The following is a 14144-nucleotide window of genomic DNA, read 5'->3' as shown; positions in this document are numbered from 1 at the left end:
AATGCAGGTCGGACGGTCGGCGGACCTGGAGGTACTGATCGACCTTCTCGACCTCGAGCAACTCGGCGAGGACGAGTTCCTCGGCCGGCACCCCGCGGCGGCTCAGCTGGGCAGCCGCACCTTCGGCGGTCAGCTGATGTCGCAGGGCATCGTCGCCGCCGGCCGCACCGTCGGCGACTCGCGCCCCCTGCACGCGCTGAGCACGCACTTCATCCGCGGCGGCGACGTCAAGGAACCGATCGTCTACCGGGTGGACCGGCACCGGGACGGCCGGGCCTTCGCCAACCGGCAGGTGACGGCGTACCAGGACGGCAAGGAGCTGTGCGTCATGCTCGCCGCCTTCCAGGACGCGGGCCGCGGCCTCGAGCACGCCGTCGAGGTGCCGGAGGTGCCGTACCCGGAGTCGTTGCCGCCCTTGGGTGATCACCTCGTGGGCTTCGAGGACCGGCTGCAGATGTTCGTCAACGCGCTCAAACCGATCGACATGCGCTACGCGAACGAACCGGCCTGGATCATGAAGGGCAGTGGCGGCCGGCTCAACCACAACCGGGTGTGGATGAAGGCGGACGGCGAACTCCCCGACGACCCGCTGCTGCACGTGGCCGCGATGGCGTACGCCTCGGACACCACGGTGCTGGACTCGATCATCACCACCCACGGCCTGGCCTGGGGACTGGACCGGATCGTCGCGGCCACCGTGAACCACTCGATGTGGTTCCACCGGCCGTTCCGCTTCGACGACTGGATGCTCTACGCGACGGAGTCGCCGGTGGCAGCGGGGTCCCGCGGGATGGCAACCGGCCGGTTCTTCTCGCGCACCGGCGAGCTGGCCGCGACCGTGGTCCAGGAGGGCCTGATCCGGCACTTCCCCAAGAAGGGCTGACGCGCCGGCGGGCGCGGATTGGCCGAGACGGCAGGCGCGCCACCGAATCCGGGTCTAGATTGCGAAGTTGAGTGCCAACACTCGCTCGTCCCGGCTGATCGGGGGTCGCATGTCTGCAGGATCCGGACTCGACTGGAACAACGAGGCGGTGACCAGCCTGCTGTGGACGCTGCGGGCGTTCGCGATCTCGGCGGTGTGCCTGGTGCTCATCGCGTGGCTGTTGATCCGGCTGACCCGATGGGGCAGGCAGTTCTGGCGGATCAGCGGCGGCTACTACACCGGTCGGGCGAGCTGGCGGGTGTACGCACTGCTCGCGGCGGTGCTGTTCCTGACGGTGCTGGCGGTGCGGATGACGGTGCTGTTCTCGTACCAGGGCAACGAGATGTACACCTCGCTGCAGATGGCCGCGCAGGCCTTCTCGCAGGGCGACGCCGGCGCGCGCGACCTCGCCAAACGCGCCTTCGGGCACAGCCTGCTGGTGTTCGGCATACTCGCGACCATCCACGTGGTGCGCAGCCTGATCGACTACTTCGTCGGGCAGGCCTACGACATCCGCTGGCGGCTGTGGATGACCGAGCACGTGACCACCGACTGGCTGGACGGGCGGGCCTACTACCGCGGCCGGTTCGTGGATGCGAGCATCGACAACCCGGACCAGCGCATCGAGACCGACATCACCAACTTCGTGCAGACCTCCCGCAGCCTGTCGATGGGCGCGGTCGGCGCGGTGGTCTCGCTGGTCTCGTTCACCAAGATCCTGTGGGACCTGTCCGGTCCGATGACCGTGTGGGGCACCGAGATTCCGCGGGCCATGGTGTTCCTGGTGTTCGGCTACGTGCTGGTCTCCACCATCGTGGCGTTCTGGATCGGGCGGCCGCTGATCCGGCTGAACTTCTGGAACGAGCAGCTCACCGCAAACTTCCGGTACGCGCTGGTCCGGGTGCGCGACGGCGCCGAGAACGTGGCGTTCTACCGGGGCGAGGGCGTTGAGCGGCACGGACTGCTGTCCCGGTTCGCGGCGGTGATCGTCAACTTCTGGCGGATCGTGTTCCGGACCCTGAAGTTCAGCGGCTGGAATCTCGTCGTCAACCAGATCTCGGTGGTCTTCGCCTTCCTCATCCAGGCCCCGCGGTTCTTCGCCGGCACCATCACCCTCGGCGACATGACGCAGTCGTCGACGGCCTTCACCCAGGTGCACGACTCGTTGTCGTTCTTCCGCGAGTCCTACGACGTCTTCGCCGGCTACCGCGCGAGCCTGATCCGACTGAGCGGGCTGCTCGACGCGGACCAGCAGTCCCGCGAACTGCCGACCATCGAGACCGAGGTGCTGGCCGACGGCCTCGAACTCAGCGGCATCCAGGTCCACCGGCCGGACGGCCAGCCGCTGATCGCGGATCTCGACCTGAGCATGGGGCCGGGGGACACCCTGGTGGTCAAGGGCCGCTCGGGCAGCGGCAAGACGACCCTGCTGCGCAGCCTGGCGCAGATGTGGCCGTTCACCGAGGGGGTGATCCGCCGACCCGGTGGCACCGAGACGTTGTTCCTGTCCCAGCTGCCGTACCTGCCGCTCGGAGACCTGCGCACGGCCGTCGCCTACCCGGGGACGCCGGAACTGCTGGACGACGAGACGATTCGCGAGACCCTGCGCAGGGTGCAGCTGGGAAACCTCGTCGACCGGCTGGACGAGGAGGCCGACTGGGTGAAGATCCTCTCGCCCGGCGAGCAGCAGCGGATGGCGTTCGCGCGAATCCTGCTGATCCGGCCCAAGCTCGCCTTCCTCGACGAGGCCACCTCCGCCGTCGACGAGGGGCTCGAGTACGCGCTCTACGACCTGATCCGCACCGAGGTGCCGGACTGCATGCTGGTCAGCGTGAGTCACCGGAGCACCGTCGACCAGCACCATGCTCGGCAGTTGGAGCTGGCCGGTGACGGCCCCTGGGAGCTGTCACCGGTGCCGGCGTCGGTGTGAGTGGCGCTCCGTCAGGGGCGCCAACCGCTGGGCATGTGCTCGTCGGCGAAGGCGAGCTTGAGCCGGATCAGTTCCGACCGGTTCGGCTTGCCCGACTTCATCAACAGGCCCTCGTGGGCGGCCTGCTGGTCGTACTCGTGTATTCGGTTTGCGTCCATCTTGACCCCCACCAGGGGTCGGACCGGTCCAGGCCTAGGCATGAGGTCCCCCACCCCGATTACTTGCAATTGTCGTCGTCACGCTCAATCCGTCCTCCCAAGGATCGACTCCGCACGGCAATGCGTGACGGAGGTGCAACTGGCGAATGGCTGTCGAGCGGGTCCAAGACGCCCGACCTCGCTCGCAGTGCAATGTAGCGACAAACCGCTTACTGATTCCGCGGATTGGTGGGAATCTCTCCGATTGATGTCCCTTACGCCCGGTTTGCTGCCGGTGAGTCCCGTGGGATGAGAACCTCGGGTGCCGGTCGGGTGGCGCGCGGGCATGGTGGTGGTCATGACCGATGCTGCCACGTCCATTGAAATCCATTCCGTTCTTGCGCATTTGGCGCATCTCGCCGACGACGGAGAGGTGTCCGAGTACCTGGAGAACTTCGCCGTCGACGCGGTGTGGGAGACGCCGGAGAACCCCCGGACCTCGATGCCGGCGCAGCGCCGCACCGGCCGGGCGGAAATCGGCGAGGGCGTCCGCGCGCGGCGGGCGGACGGGATCCAGGGGCCGGGCACCGGCACCCGGCACGTGATCACGACGATCGCCGTCCGTCCGACGGGGCCGGATTCCGCCGAGTCGACGGCGTACTGGGTGTTCTACGTGGAGACCACGACGGCGGCACGGCTGTCGAGTGTGGGCCGGTACGACGACGTGTTCCGGCGCGTCGACGGGCGCTGGCAGCTGGCGCATCGCCGGATCACGATGGGGTGAGCCGAGATAACGATTGCGCACAGGTTGCTCGCGCCCGGCTCGGTCGGTAATACCGTGTCTGATGAATGTGACTGATGTTACTTAAGTGACGGAGGGCGATTCTGATGCACGGACCCACACGGTGGCACGACACCACCAGGCTGCTCGGAATCGTCCGTCGGGGGCGGCGCTCGTTGCGCTCGACGGTGCTCCTCGTCATCGCCGCGCTGGTGTTGCCGGTCGGCATCGCGCTGGGGACCGCCGCGCCCGCGGCGGCGGACCCGTACACCCGACTGCACGAGGACTGGGTGCCGGCGCCCGGCGGCGTCGGGGCGATCAAGGTGCGGATCTGGCTGGCGGCCAACGGGAGCAACCGCGCGGTCTACCTGCTCGACGGACTGCGTGCCACCGACGACGTCAGCGGCTGGGAACACGAGACGAACGCGGCCTGGTTGTCCGACCACGGCGTCAACGTGGTCGAACCGGTCGGCGGGCAGTCGAGCTTCTACAGCGACTGGTACGCGCCGAACAACTTCACCAACCAGCCCTACACGTACATGTGGGAGTCGTTCCTTACCCAGAACCTGCCCAACCACCTGGCCCGCAACTACGGCATCAGTCGGACGAGCAACGCGGTTGTCGGGCTGTCGATGGGCGGCAACGCCGCGCTGATCCTGGCCGCGCACCACCGCAACCAGTTCACCTTCGCCGGTGCGCTCTCGGGATACCTGAACCTCTCCGCACCCGGAATGAGGGAGGCCATCCGGGTCGCGATGCTCAATGCGGGTCTGTACAACTCGGACGCCATGTGGGGGCCGCCCTGGGATCGGGCGTGGCTCGACCACGACCCGTTCGTGCAGGCGGAGGGGCTGCGAGGTCTGCCGATGTGGATCGCGGCCGGAAGTGGTCTGCCCGGTCCGCACGACCAGCCCCAGTACCCGATCGACTACGTCAACACCGCTACCGCGATGGGGCTCGAGGCGTTGTCGCTGGCGCAGACCCGGGCCTTCCAGGTGCAGCTGATGGTGATGGGCATCGACACCGCGCACTTCGACTTCCCGCCGGTCGGCACGCACAGCTGGCCGTACTGGCAGGACCAGCTGTGGGCAATGCTGCCGATGATGCGGGACGCGATCAGCGGCTGAGCGTCGTCTCCCGCGCGGCTCAGCGCTGCTCGGCGCGGGCCGCGATGTCGGCCAGGTCCTGGGCAATCATCTTGGTGGTGGCCTTCAGGGCGAGCCTGCCGAACACCGCCATCATGACCTTGTGGACGATCGACGAGCCGGTCTCGCCGGTGAAGGTCATCGTCAGCTCGGTGCCGTCGGCGGTGGGCGCGAGGTCGAACGTGGTGGTGTAGTCGGTGCCGGAGGAGTGCGCCTTGACCACGGTGCGGCGTTCGGGGTCCACCTCGGCCACCCACATCTCCTCGGTGGCCTCCTTGCCGAACATCTTCCGGGTCTCGCGCCACCGGGTGCCCACCGCGTAGTCGGGACCGGAGACCCGCTCGACCTTGGTGACGCCGGACAAGGTGTCCTGGGCGCCGTCGAGGTTGGTCAGCACCGCCCACACCGAGGCGGGGGTCGCGTTCACCTGGCGGGAAAGTCGAATCTCGTTGTTCGCCATGGGTTTGCCCTCCGATTGCGGGTGCGGCCGGCTCCGGCTAATCGCGACCGGACGGCGCCGTGGTTCCGTACGCTGCTCGCTGTTCGCCTCAGTCAACCGAAGGTAGCAGCCCGTGACTCGTAGCATCCGGACCAATGCCGTTGCCGCGGCCGTGACTTTCGCCGCGTTGACGGCGGCTGCGCCACCCGCGGTCGGGTCCGCGGCCGTGCAGACCTACGCCGACACCACCTCGGTCGGGGTGCACAACACCTACGAGAAGACCTCGTTCCCGTACCTCGCGGATGCGCTCGACTCCGGGACCGCGCTGATCGAGCTGGACGTCTGGACCAACAGCGCCGGACCGGGATGGCGGGTCGCGCACGAGAACCCGGTGGGCAACGACAACAACTGCGCGGGCGCCCGGTCCCCCTCCGAGCTGCGCGGCGGGCCCCGGGACACCGGGCTCGAGGGCTGCATGTCGGACCTGCGGGCCTGGCACGATGCGAACCCGGGGCACCGGCCCGTGCTGGTGAAGGTGGAACTCAAGGACGGCTTCACCGCGATGTGCGGCGTCGGTCCCCACGAGTTCGACACGGCGTCGGCCAGTTGCGGTCGCGGCCCCGACGAGTTCGACGCGCTGGTCGGTGACCGGCTCGGCGACGCGGTGTTCCGGCCCGCGGACCTGGTCGGCGACTCCGGGTCGACGTTGGACGCCGCGGTGCGGGAGCGGGGATGGCCGAGCGCCCGCGCGACGGCCGGCAAGTTCGTGTTCGAGCTGATCCCCGGCACCGTCGAGGAGAAGAACCCGCTCGACGACCTGTGGACGGACCGGCACTACGCCACGCACCTGCGCGACCTGGCCGCCGAGGGTGACCTCGCGCGGGCCGTCGCGTTCCCCGCGGTGCACGGCGCCGAGGCGGGCGATCCCCGGGTGGCGCGCTACGACCCGACGCTGCGGCCCTGGTTCGTTCTCTTCGACGGCGACGCCTCGGCGTACGTCGACGGCAGAATCGACACCCGGTGGTACCACGACAACGGATACCTGCTGGTGATGACCGACGCGCATCGGGTGCTGCCGGTGATCGACGGGGTCCATCCCGCGGTGCGCGATGCCCGGGCCCGGGTCCGGATGCTGGCGGAGCGGTCCGCCAGCGTGGTCACTGCGGACTGGACGCAACTGCCGCGGGTGCTCTCGACGGTGCTGCCCCGGGGCTGAGTCGGAGCCCCGGGTCAGCTCGGCAGTCGAGACTCCAGTGTGCGGGTGAGGATCTCGCACGCAAGATTCCAGCCGGCCGCCACGTCGGGGTTCAGGGCGACCCCGAACTCGGCGAGGGCGGGGACCGCGAGATCGGCGACCTCGTCGTAGCCGACGCGGGTCTGCGCGAGCTCGATGACGTCGAGGAGCAGCCGGATCCGGTCGCCGTCGCCCATCGGCAGGCAGGCGCGGTCGACCAGGCTGGGGTGCTCGTCGTCCTCAGGCATCGGATGTCGGTCCGTGGCCGTGCCGCCGGGGCTGCTCGGCGGCGTCGCACCCGCAGGCGCTGTCGTTGCGCATCGTGATTTCCTCGCCGTCGAACCGTGGGACCGAGACGGCCGTCGCGTCCGCATCTGCCGGGGCCGATCCTAACGCGCGGCACGGGTACGAAACCCGAGGGCAACTTCGCGGCCGCGTCGCGGTCGATGTCGCGCAGGCTCGCGGCTTTCTGGCTAGCCTCGGGTGATCCAGACAATCTGGACGACGGGAGGCCGGATCGGAGTCGGGCACGCGAAGGGGGCGGTCGAGGCGTCTTTGGAAACTGCTGCACTTCACGCGAGGGCCGGCATCGACCGGCCGTCGGCTGCCGAGAGACGGGTGTTTCGATGAAGAAGCTGTTGAAGTCGTTGTCGGAGACTGAATACCTGCTGGTGCGCGCGACCAGCCGCGAGAACCTGGACGGTCTGGACGAGGACGCCCTGATCGAGCTGCACAACCGGGTCCGCAAGGCCCGCAACAAGCACGTCACGTTGTACCGGCGCGAGGCCGCGGAGGCGGTGACGGACAAGGCGAGTCGCGCCGCCGGCCGCCGGACCACGTCGAAGAACGCCGCGCGATCCGAGGTCTTCGAGGCGGCGCTGGCGCGGGTGAGTCGTCGTCTCGGTGCGGTCGCGAAGGCGAGCGCCGCCGAGCTCAAGCGGACCCGACTGGACCGTGCGCGCCACGATGCGCCGAGTTTCGCCGGCGGCGGGCCGGATCCGGCTGGCCGCGCCCCGGCAGGGCTGAACGGGAAGAAGAAGCAGAAGTCGGCCGGCCGCAAGAAGCGGGAGGCGTCCGACATCGCCGCAGGCGCCAGGCGTCAGGCCAAACGTGACGGGTAGTCGCCCGAAATGCCGACCGCTCGCGTATGGTCAACTCCGCCTTGACCATTACGTAATGAAGGAGCCCACAATGGGTAGCGTCGAAACCATGCTCACCGCCGTTCTGATCGGTGTTGCAACCAACCTCGTGAAGGACATGATCGGGTCCTGATCCGGTTCGAAATGCCCCCACCCTCGTGACGAGGGTGGGGGCATTTCTCTTTGTCTCGTGTCCCGACCCGGGCGGGGCGGGAGCATGATCAGACCACGCAGATCGGGAAGATGATGTTGGGTCCGAAGAGCGGAATCAGGCCCCACGGTGCACACGCCAGGATGGAGCCGAGCGGGTCGATCTGCCCGAGCAGGACGACCGGCTGGGCCGCAGGCGGAAGCGGAACCGGGGCCGCGGCCCCGGCCGAAGCGCCGGATCCGAGGGCGATCAGGGGGGCGACGGCGATTGCCGCCAGTGCGAGGCGTAGCGAGTTCTTGTTCATGGCGATCTCTCAGCGGCGTGTTGGTGGTGACTGTCCGGCCCGCCCCGGCCTGGACCTATCGCGGCGCAGGTGTTCGGCTGCCGGTGCTGGCGTCGTGGTGCCCACTGACGTTGTGTTGTCCACTAACACTGCGCCCTAACCCTGCCGATGGCAACCACGCGGGCCGCCACCAGTTTGCCTCGCCCATGAGCTTCACCAGGGCGGGGACGAGCAGCATCCGGACCAGCGTCGCATCGAGCACGAGGGCGATCATCATCCCGATCCCGATGAACCGCATGGGAGTGAGCGTGGACAGGGTGAACGCGCCGGTGACGAGCACGAGCAGCGCGGCGGCGGCGGTCACCACCCGGCCGGTCCGGGTCGTGCCGGCCAGGATGGCCTCGTCGGTGCTCGCGCCCTGTTGGTGCGCCTCGACCATGCGCGAGATCAGGAACACCTCGTAGTCGGTGGACAGTCCGAACACCACCGCGATCACCAGCACCACCATCCCGGCCGCCAGCGGGCCCTGGCTGACGCCGAGGACTCCGGCGAGGTTGCCGCCGACGAACACGGTCGTCAGGATCCCGAAGGTGGCACCCAGGCTGAGGAAGGCGACGACCACCGCCTTGACCGGCAGCACGATCGACCCGAATCCGAGGTACAGCAGGACCAGCGTCGCGAGAACCATCACCGCGATCATCAGCGGCAGCCGGTCGACGATCGCGTCGACGCCGTCCGCGGTGATCGCGGTCAGCCCGCCGAGCATCACCTCCGTCCCGGCCGGGGCGTCGAGGGACCGGACCCCGTCGAGCGCGCGCATCGCCTCCTGCGACCGGTCGGGCACCGACAACTCGGCCCGCAGCAGGGTGACGTTGCCGCGGGTCCCCGCGACGACGACCTCGGCAACGTGGTCGACCGCGGCGATCTCGCGGCGCAACCCCTCGACCACGAGTGCGGCCGGGGGCTGACCGTCCGCGCCGCGGACGGTGGCGATCACGCCGCTGCTGGCCGCCGGGAACTCGGCGGCCACCTGCTCCGCGGTGACCCGTGCCGCATTGCCGGGCGGAAGCGCGGTGTGGTCGACGTCGGTCAGCGTGATGCCGAGTATCGGGGTGGCCAGCACCAGCAACGCCGCGGTGACGGCGGTGGCGGTGGCGAGCGGCCGCCGCAGCACGCTCCGGGTGACCCGGCCCCAGAACCGCTGGGCGCGGGCCTCACCGCGCGCGAACGCGTCGCGGCGCCAGCTGCCGGCGCCGATCCGGGTACCGAGCAGCACCAGCGCCGCGGGGAGCACCGTCAGCGACAGCACCGCGGCGACCGCGACCGCCGACATGGCGCCGTAGCCCAGGGACCGCAGTGCCACCTGTGGGAACACCATGGTCCCGGCGAAAGCGCAGATCAGCAGGACCGCGGAGAAGCCGACAGTGCGCCCGGCCGTGGCGAGCGCGCGGGACAGGGCGCCGTCGACGTCGGCGTCGCCCCGCGCCATTTCCTCGCGGAAGCGACTGACGATGAACAGCCCGTAGTCGATGGCGAGTCCCAGTCCGAGGAGGGTGGCGATGTTGACCGCGAAGACGTTGACGTCGGTGAACTCGACGATCAGCCGAAGGCTGGCCATGGACCCGAGAATCGCCAGTCCGCCGACCGCCACCGGCAACGACGCGGCAACCAGTCCGCCGAAGACCAGGACCAGGACCAGCAGCGTGATCGGCAGGGACAGCGACTCGGCCACCACGAGGTCCCGCTGCGACTGGGCGTTGATGTCGGCGGCGAGGGCGGCGAAGCCGGTGATCTCGGTGTGCACCCCGGGCACCGACAGGTGCGGGGCGATGTCGGCGAACGCGGCGATGCGCTGGTCCTCGTCGCCCGCCGCGAGCACCACGGCCAGCGCCTTCGTCCCGTCGGCCGACCGGAGCGAGGAGGCGGCGGTCGGGGTGTTCCAGTAGGTCAGCACCGGCCTGTCGAGGAGGGCGGGGTCGAGGGTGTCGAGGCGGGCCTGCACCGCGGGTCCGATGTCGTCGAGGCTCTGGCCGTCCGGGGCGGTGTAGACGGCGACGACGTCCGGGCTCTGGCGGCCGAAGAGGTCCTCGACGAGCCGCTCGACCTGCATCGACTCGCTGCCGGGGTCGGAGTATCCGCCGGAGCCCAGTCGCGACGACACCGAGGCGCCCCAGGCGCCGGCGGCGACGACGAAGCCGACGGTGAGCAGCAGGACGATCCACGGGTGCCGTGCCACCGCCGCGGCCCACCGGGTCATCGGGCGGCGCCGTCGGGCGAGGGCTGCCCGGCCGTGGCGGCGGCCAGGTCGGGGTACAGCGGGGCGAAGACCCCGAGCGCGGCGGCGCGCGAGAAGTCGTCGCTGCCGCGGCGGGCGGCGATGTCCGCAAGCTGACGACGGCCGTAGTACCCGGCCGGCTGCGTCGACGGCGGCATCGGCGACAGGGTGCCGGCGGCCGCCGCGGTGAGGTTGCGGACGAACACCGCGTGGCAGGCCCGCAGCCCCGCCAGCATCACCTCCGCGAACCCGTCCTGCGGCGCGATCGGGAACAACTCGATGTCGAGGACGGCGCCGGTGTCGATGCCGTGGTCGACCTCGTGCAGCGTTGCGCCGTAGTGCGTTTCGCCGTCCAGCAGTGCCGCGGCGATGGCGACCTCCGGCCGGCCGCGGTATGCCGGGAGCGGGCCGTTGTGGATGTTGTAGATCCGCAGGCCGGAGCCGAGCAGCGGGGGCCGCAGGATGGTCTCGTTGTTGATCGACCACACCAGCGAGTCGCTGCAGGCCGCCGTCACGGCGGCCGCGTCCGCGTTGACGTCGGGGGTCCGCAGCACCGGAATCCCCTCCGGGACAGCCTCGTCGGGGCCTACGCAGACCAGGTCCACCGGGTGTCCGGCGGTGTCGGCGGCGCGGACGGCCCGCCAGAGCAGGGCGCCCCGGCCGACGAAGATCACGACGCCACCGCGTCGTCTCGGGCCGCGACCGCGGCGGCGTGCACCCGGGCCAGGGTCAGGTGGTGGACGAGCCCCTCGAGCTGCGCGACGAACCGGGCCTCGCCTGCCGCGCCGACGACGGTCTTCGAGACCTGCGAGAGCATCTCCAGGGACGACAGCGAGTCGCCGCCGAGCGCGAAGAAGTCCGAGTTCGGTGTCAGGCGCTCGGCGGCGATCTCGAGGACCTTCGCCCAGATCGCGGTGATGCGTGCCAGGTCCGGGTCTGCGTCGTCGTCGACCGGCACCGGGGTGGCGTCGCGCGACCCGGCGGCCTCGTCGGCGCCGGGCAGCCGGGACAGGTCGAGCTTGCCGTTGCCGGTCAGCGGGAGGTCGTCGACGACGTGGATCGCCGCCGGAATCATGTACGCGGGCAGGCGGTCGGCGAGGAAGCTCCGCACCGCGTCGACGTCGACACCGCGGTCGGCGACGAGATAGGCGGCGAGGACGTTGCCGCCGCCCGGTCCGCGCCGGCCGGCCACCGCGGACCGGTCGATGCCGGGGAACAGATCGAGCACGGCCTGCACCTCGCCGGGCTCGACGCGATTGCCGCGGACCTTGACCTGGTCGTCGACCCGGCCGACGAACTCGAGCACGCCGGACGCCAGCACGCGCGCCAGGTCCCCGGTGCGGTAGGCCCGGACACCGCCCGGCAGTACGACGAACCGCTCCGCCGTCAGCTCCGGCAGACCCAGGTACTCGCGGGCCACCTGGGGTCCGCCGAAGTAGAGCTCGCCGACCTCGCCGGCCGGGACCGGCCGGCCGGCCGCGTCGAGCAGGTACGTCGGGGTGTTCGTCGCCGGCGTGCCGATCGGGACCGACGTCGCCCCCGGGTCGGGTTCGGCGTCGATCAGGTGCGAGGTGCACACGATGCTCACCTCGGTGGGGCCGTAGCTGTTGTGCAGGCGCGCACCGGGTCCGAAGAACCGGCGGGCCTTCGCCGCCAGGCCCGGCCGGAGCTGCTCGCCGGCGATGATGACGGTGCGCGGCGTCGGCACGTCGATCTCCAGGCCGACCACGACGTCGAGCAGGCTGGGGGTGAGCAGGAAGGTGTTCGCGACGCCGTCGCCGAGCATCGACCGCAGCGACACGTGCGAGATCTCGCCGGGCACCAGGGTGACCGCTCCGCCGGTCAGCAGCGCGCCGAAGAACGCCGCGCACGCCATGTCCGCGGCAGGCGTGTGGTGGTGAGCGAAGCGGGTCTGCGGACCGAGCAGGTACCAGTCGGTGGCCGAGTCGACGAAGTTGACCACGCCGCCGTGGGGGACCAGGACGCCCTTCGGCTTCCCCGTGGATCCGGAGGTGTAGGTGACGAACGCGATGTCGTCACCGCGGATCCGTTCGCGGACCGGGTGATCGGTGTGCTCGGGAAGGTCCTCGAGCACGAGCACCGGGACGTCGGCGGCGATCCGGTCGCGGTGCGCACGCGCCGCCAGCAGCACCCGGGCGCCCGAGTCGGCGACGATCGCGGAGAGCCGGTCGGCGGGGTGCTTCGGGTCGAGCGGGAGGAAGGCCGCGCCGGCCCGGAGAACGCCGAGCTGGCCGGCGACGCCGTCGACGGTGCGGTCGGCGAGGACGGCGACGATCGAGCCCGGCCCGGCGCCGTGGCCGTGGAGCTCGGCCGCGATCGCGTCGGCCCGCCGGTCGAGATCCCGGTAGGTGTGCCTGCCGCCGGGTCCGATGACCGCGACCGCGTCCGGGGTCTGCTCGGCGTGCCTGCGGAACCGGTGGTCCGCGTTGTCGGTGGTATCGGAGGCGGGGTCCGCCGCGTCGCCGGTCGTCACCGGCAGGGCCGGCGCGACGTCGGGGGCCGGTGCGGGGTCGCCGACGGTCAGCGCCTCGGCCACGCGGTCGAGCAGCGCGTCGAGACGGTCCGCCACCGCGTCCCCGGCTCGGCAGGACACCGTGATCTCGGTGTTCCCGCCGGATTCGAGGACCACGAACGACATCGGCACCAGGCCGGTGTGCACCGGCAGCGCCCGGACGCTGGCCGCGGTGAAGCCGGGAGCGGACATCAGCTCGGGGTCGACGGTGCCCGCGTGCGAGACGATCGCGGCGACCAGGTTCCGGTCGGCATGGGCCCCGAGACGATGCGCGGCACCGAGGATCGCGCGGGTCACGGCCGCGGGCAGCTTGGCCAGCCCGCCGTTGTCCATCTCGTTGAGCTCCCGACCCTCCACCAGGCCGACGAGCAGCTGCGCGTTCACCTGGGACCAGGACTGGCCGGGGGCGACGTCCAGGAACAGGGGCAGCGCCAGGTTCGCGGTCGAGCGGATCGCGGGGTCGTGGCGGCGCAGGTCGACCGGGACCATGAACCGGGTGGGCCGGCCGACGGCGTCGGCGAGGACCGCCGAGATCCTCGCGACCGTGCCGGTGGTGGTGCCGGGCACGGTGCGGTGTCGCCAGGTGAAGGGGTTCCCGTGCGGGGCCCGGCCGGTGGCGCCCAGGGGTGAGCGACGCGTCGGCACCAGCGTGGTCGGCTTGCCCCGCATGCCGATTCGCGCGACGAGGTCGTGGTCCGCGGTGGTGTCCGGCGCGCCGGCGGGGTCCTCGCCGCGCAGCACCCGGAAGACGTCCGCCGCCCAGGTGCCGAGCCCCTTCGCGTCCATCACGCCGTGGAAGGCGCGGAAGACGACGGCGGCGGGCTCGCCGCGCAGCAGCACCACCTCGGTGGTGGCCTGCGGGTTCGACCCGAGCGGCCGGCGCAGGACCGCGCTGGCGTCGAGGTCGGTGAAGTCGATCCCGGCGTCGTTGACGACCTCGACGTGCGGTGTCGCCCCGGAGTCGACCCAGGCGTCGGCCCGGCGCACCAGCCGGGCCCCGGGACACGCGGCCGACGCGCGTGCCACCGCCGCGACGAGGTCGTCGGGGTCGAGGTCCCCGGTTCCGGTGACGACGAGCTGGATCGCGAACGGCGGCGCCAGCGGCTGCGTCGCCAGGTACAGCCGTTCGGTGGCCGAGACGGGGCGCTGGAAGGCGGGGACGGTGGTGGTCACGG

At 70.8% G+C, this 14144-nt stretch carries 13 protein-coding genes; 6 read left to right on the top strand and 7 right to left on the bottom strand.

Features of this window, described 5'->3' with window-relative positions:
* The first annotated feature begins 1 nt into the window (after window position 1).
* Window positions 2–883: an acyl-CoA thioesterase gene (locus ACFO6S_RS16755; protein ID WP_378418999.1), complete on the top strand. Its 882-nt coding sequence runs from the start codon at window positions 2–4 to the stop codon at window positions 881–883.
* Between the two features lie 109 nt (window positions 884–992).
* Window positions 993–2852, top strand: coding sequence for an ABC transporter ATP-binding protein/permease (locus tag ACFO6S_RS16750; RefSeq protein ID WP_378418882.1), 1860 nt, complete (start codon window positions 993–995; stop codon window positions 2850–2852).
* 11 nt (window positions 2853–2863) lie between these two features.
* On the opposite strand, the gene ACFO6S_RS16745 is transcribed toward ACFO6S_RS16750, so the two are convergent.
* Entirely contained in the window at window positions 2864–3010 is a 147-nt protein-coding gene (locus ACFO6S_RS16745; protein WP_378418880.1) for a hypothetical protein, read from the bottom strand.
* Between the two features lie 337 nt (window positions 3011–3347).
* Between ACFO6S_RS16745 and ACFO6S_RS16740 the strand changes: the two genes are divergently transcribed.
* The gene (locus ACFO6S_RS16740; protein WP_378418878.1) at window positions 3348–3773 is read left to right on the top strand and encodes a nuclear transport factor 2 family protein; all 426 of its coding nucleotides are present in this window, start codon (window positions 3348–3350) and stop codon (window positions 3771–3773) included.
* 104 nt (window positions 3774–3877) lie between these two features.
* On the top strand, window positions 3878–4897 hold the full coding sequence (locus ACFO6S_RS16735) for an alpha/beta hydrolase (RefSeq protein ID WP_378418876.1): 1020 nt from the start codon (window positions 3878–3880) through the stop codon (window positions 4895–4897).
* A gap of 19 nt (window positions 4898–4916) precedes the next feature.
* On the opposite strand, the gene ACFO6S_RS16730 is transcribed toward ACFO6S_RS16735, so the two are convergent.
* Window positions 4917–5375: an SRPBCC family protein gene (locus ACFO6S_RS16730; protein ID WP_378418875.1), complete on the bottom strand. Its 459-nt coding sequence runs from the start codon at window positions 5373–5375 to the stop codon at window positions 4917–4919.
* Between the two features lie 112 nt (window positions 5376–5487).
* Between ACFO6S_RS16730 and ACFO6S_RS16725 the strand changes: the two genes are divergently transcribed.
* Complete coding sequence (locus ACFO6S_RS16725; RefSeq protein WP_378418873.1) at window positions 5488–6570, top strand: phosphatidylinositol-specific phospholipase C domain-containing protein; 1083 nt, start codon at window positions 5488–5490, stop codon at window positions 6568–6570.
* Window positions 6571–6584: 14 nt separating this feature from the next.
* Here the strand turns inward: ACFO6S_RS16725 and ACFO6S_RS16720 are convergent, their stop codons facing one another.
* Window positions 6585–6836: a hypothetical protein gene (locus ACFO6S_RS16720; protein WP_378418871.1), complete on the bottom strand. Its 252-nt coding sequence runs from the start codon at window positions 6834–6836 to the stop codon at window positions 6585–6587.
* Window positions 6837–7214: 378 nt separating this feature from the next.
* Here ACFO6S_RS16720 and ACFO6S_RS16715 point away from each other — a divergent pair, with 378 nt between their 5' ends.
* Window positions 7215–7709, top strand: coding sequence for a hypothetical protein (locus ACFO6S_RS16715; RefSeq protein WP_378418870.1), 495 nt, complete (start codon window positions 7215–7217; stop codon window positions 7707–7709).
* A gap of 239 nt (window positions 7710–7948) precedes the next feature.
* Here ACFO6S_RS16715 and ACFO6S_RS16710 read toward each other — a convergent pair whose 3' ends face one another.
* Genes ACFO6S_RS16710 through ACFO6S_RS16695 form a run of 4 tightly spaced genes read right to left on the bottom strand, consistent with a single transcriptional unit; the run spans window position 7949 to window position 14142 of the window.
* A complete protein-coding gene (locus ACFO6S_RS16710) occupies window positions 7949–8182 on the bottom strand; it encodes a hypothetical protein (RefSeq protein WP_378418868.1) in 234 nt (77 codons plus the stop codon).
* A 55-nt stretch (window positions 8183–8237) separates the two neighbouring features.
* On the bottom strand, window positions 8238–10418 hold the full coding sequence (locus ACFO6S_RS16705; RefSeq protein ID WP_378418867.1) for an MMPL family transporter: 2181 nt from the start codon (window positions 10416–10418) through the stop codon (window positions 8238–8240).
* The gene (locus ACFO6S_RS16700) at window positions 10415–11110 is read right to left on the bottom strand and encodes a formyltransferase family protein (RefSeq protein WP_378418865.1); all 696 of its coding nucleotides are present in this window, start codon (window positions 11108–11110) and stop codon (window positions 10415–10417) included. Before ACFO6S_RS16700 ends, ACFO6S_RS16705 begins: the two co-directional genes overlap by 4 nt.
* A complete protein-coding gene (locus tag ACFO6S_RS16695; protein ID WP_378418863.1) occupies window positions 11107–14142 on the bottom strand; it encodes an amino acid adenylation domain-containing protein in 3036 nt (1011 codons plus the stop codon). Before ACFO6S_RS16695 ends, ACFO6S_RS16700 begins: the two co-directional genes overlap by 4 nt.
* Window positions 14143–14144 lie beyond the last annotated feature (2 nt).

Origin of the sequence: Rhodococcus kronopolitis, from assembly GCF_042654025.1 — a bacterium.
In the GTDB taxonomy this organism is placed as follows: domain Bacteria; phylum Actinomycetota; class Actinomycetes; order Mycobacteriales; family Mycobacteriaceae; genus Rhodococcus_G; species Rhodococcus_G kronopolitis.
This window is presented reverse-complemented; position numbering and strand designations above follow the sequence as displayed.

Excerpts from the sequence above, each read along its gene's own strand:
- ACFO6S_RS16735 (WP_378418876.1), top strand. The coding sequence starts at position 3,878 with ATGCACGGACCCACACGGTGGCACGACACCACCAGGCTGCTCGGAATC.
- ACFO6S_RS16705 (WP_378418867.1), bottom strand. The coding sequence starts at position 10,418 with ATGACCCGGTGGGCCGCGGCGGTGGCACGGCACCCGTGGATCGTCCTG.
- ACFO6S_RS16750 (WP_378418882.1), top strand. The coding sequence starts at position 993 with ATGTCTGCAGGATCCGGACTCGACTGGAACAACGAGGCGGTGACCAGC.
- ACFO6S_RS16730 (WP_378418875.1), bottom strand. The coding sequence starts at position 5,375 with ATGGCGAACAACGAGATTCGACTTTCCCGCCAGGTGAACGCGACCCCC.
- ACFO6S_RS16745 (WP_378418880.1), bottom strand. The coding sequence starts at position 3,010 with ATGGACGCAAACCGAATACACGAGTACGACCAGCAGGCCGCCCACGAG.
- ACFO6S_RS16715 (WP_378418870.1), top strand. The coding sequence starts at position 7,215 with ATGAAGAAGCTGTTGAAGTCGTTGTCGGAGACTGAATACCTGCTGGTG.
- ACFO6S_RS16710 (WP_378418868.1), bottom strand. The coding sequence starts at position 8,182 with ATGAACAAGAACTCGCTACGCCTCGCACTGGCGGCAATCGCCGTCGCC.
- ACFO6S_RS16755 (WP_378418999.1), top strand. The coding sequence starts at position 2 with ATGCAGGTCGGACGGTCGGCGGACCTGGAGGTACTGATCGACCTTCTC.
- ACFO6S_RS16720 (WP_378418871.1), bottom strand. The coding sequence starts at position 6,836 with ATGCCTGAGGACGACGAGCACCCCAGCCTGGTCGACCGCGCCTGCCTG.
- ACFO6S_RS16740 (WP_378418878.1), top strand. The coding sequence starts at position 3,348 with ATGACCGATGCTGCCACGTCCATTGAAATCCATTCCGTTCTTGCGCAT.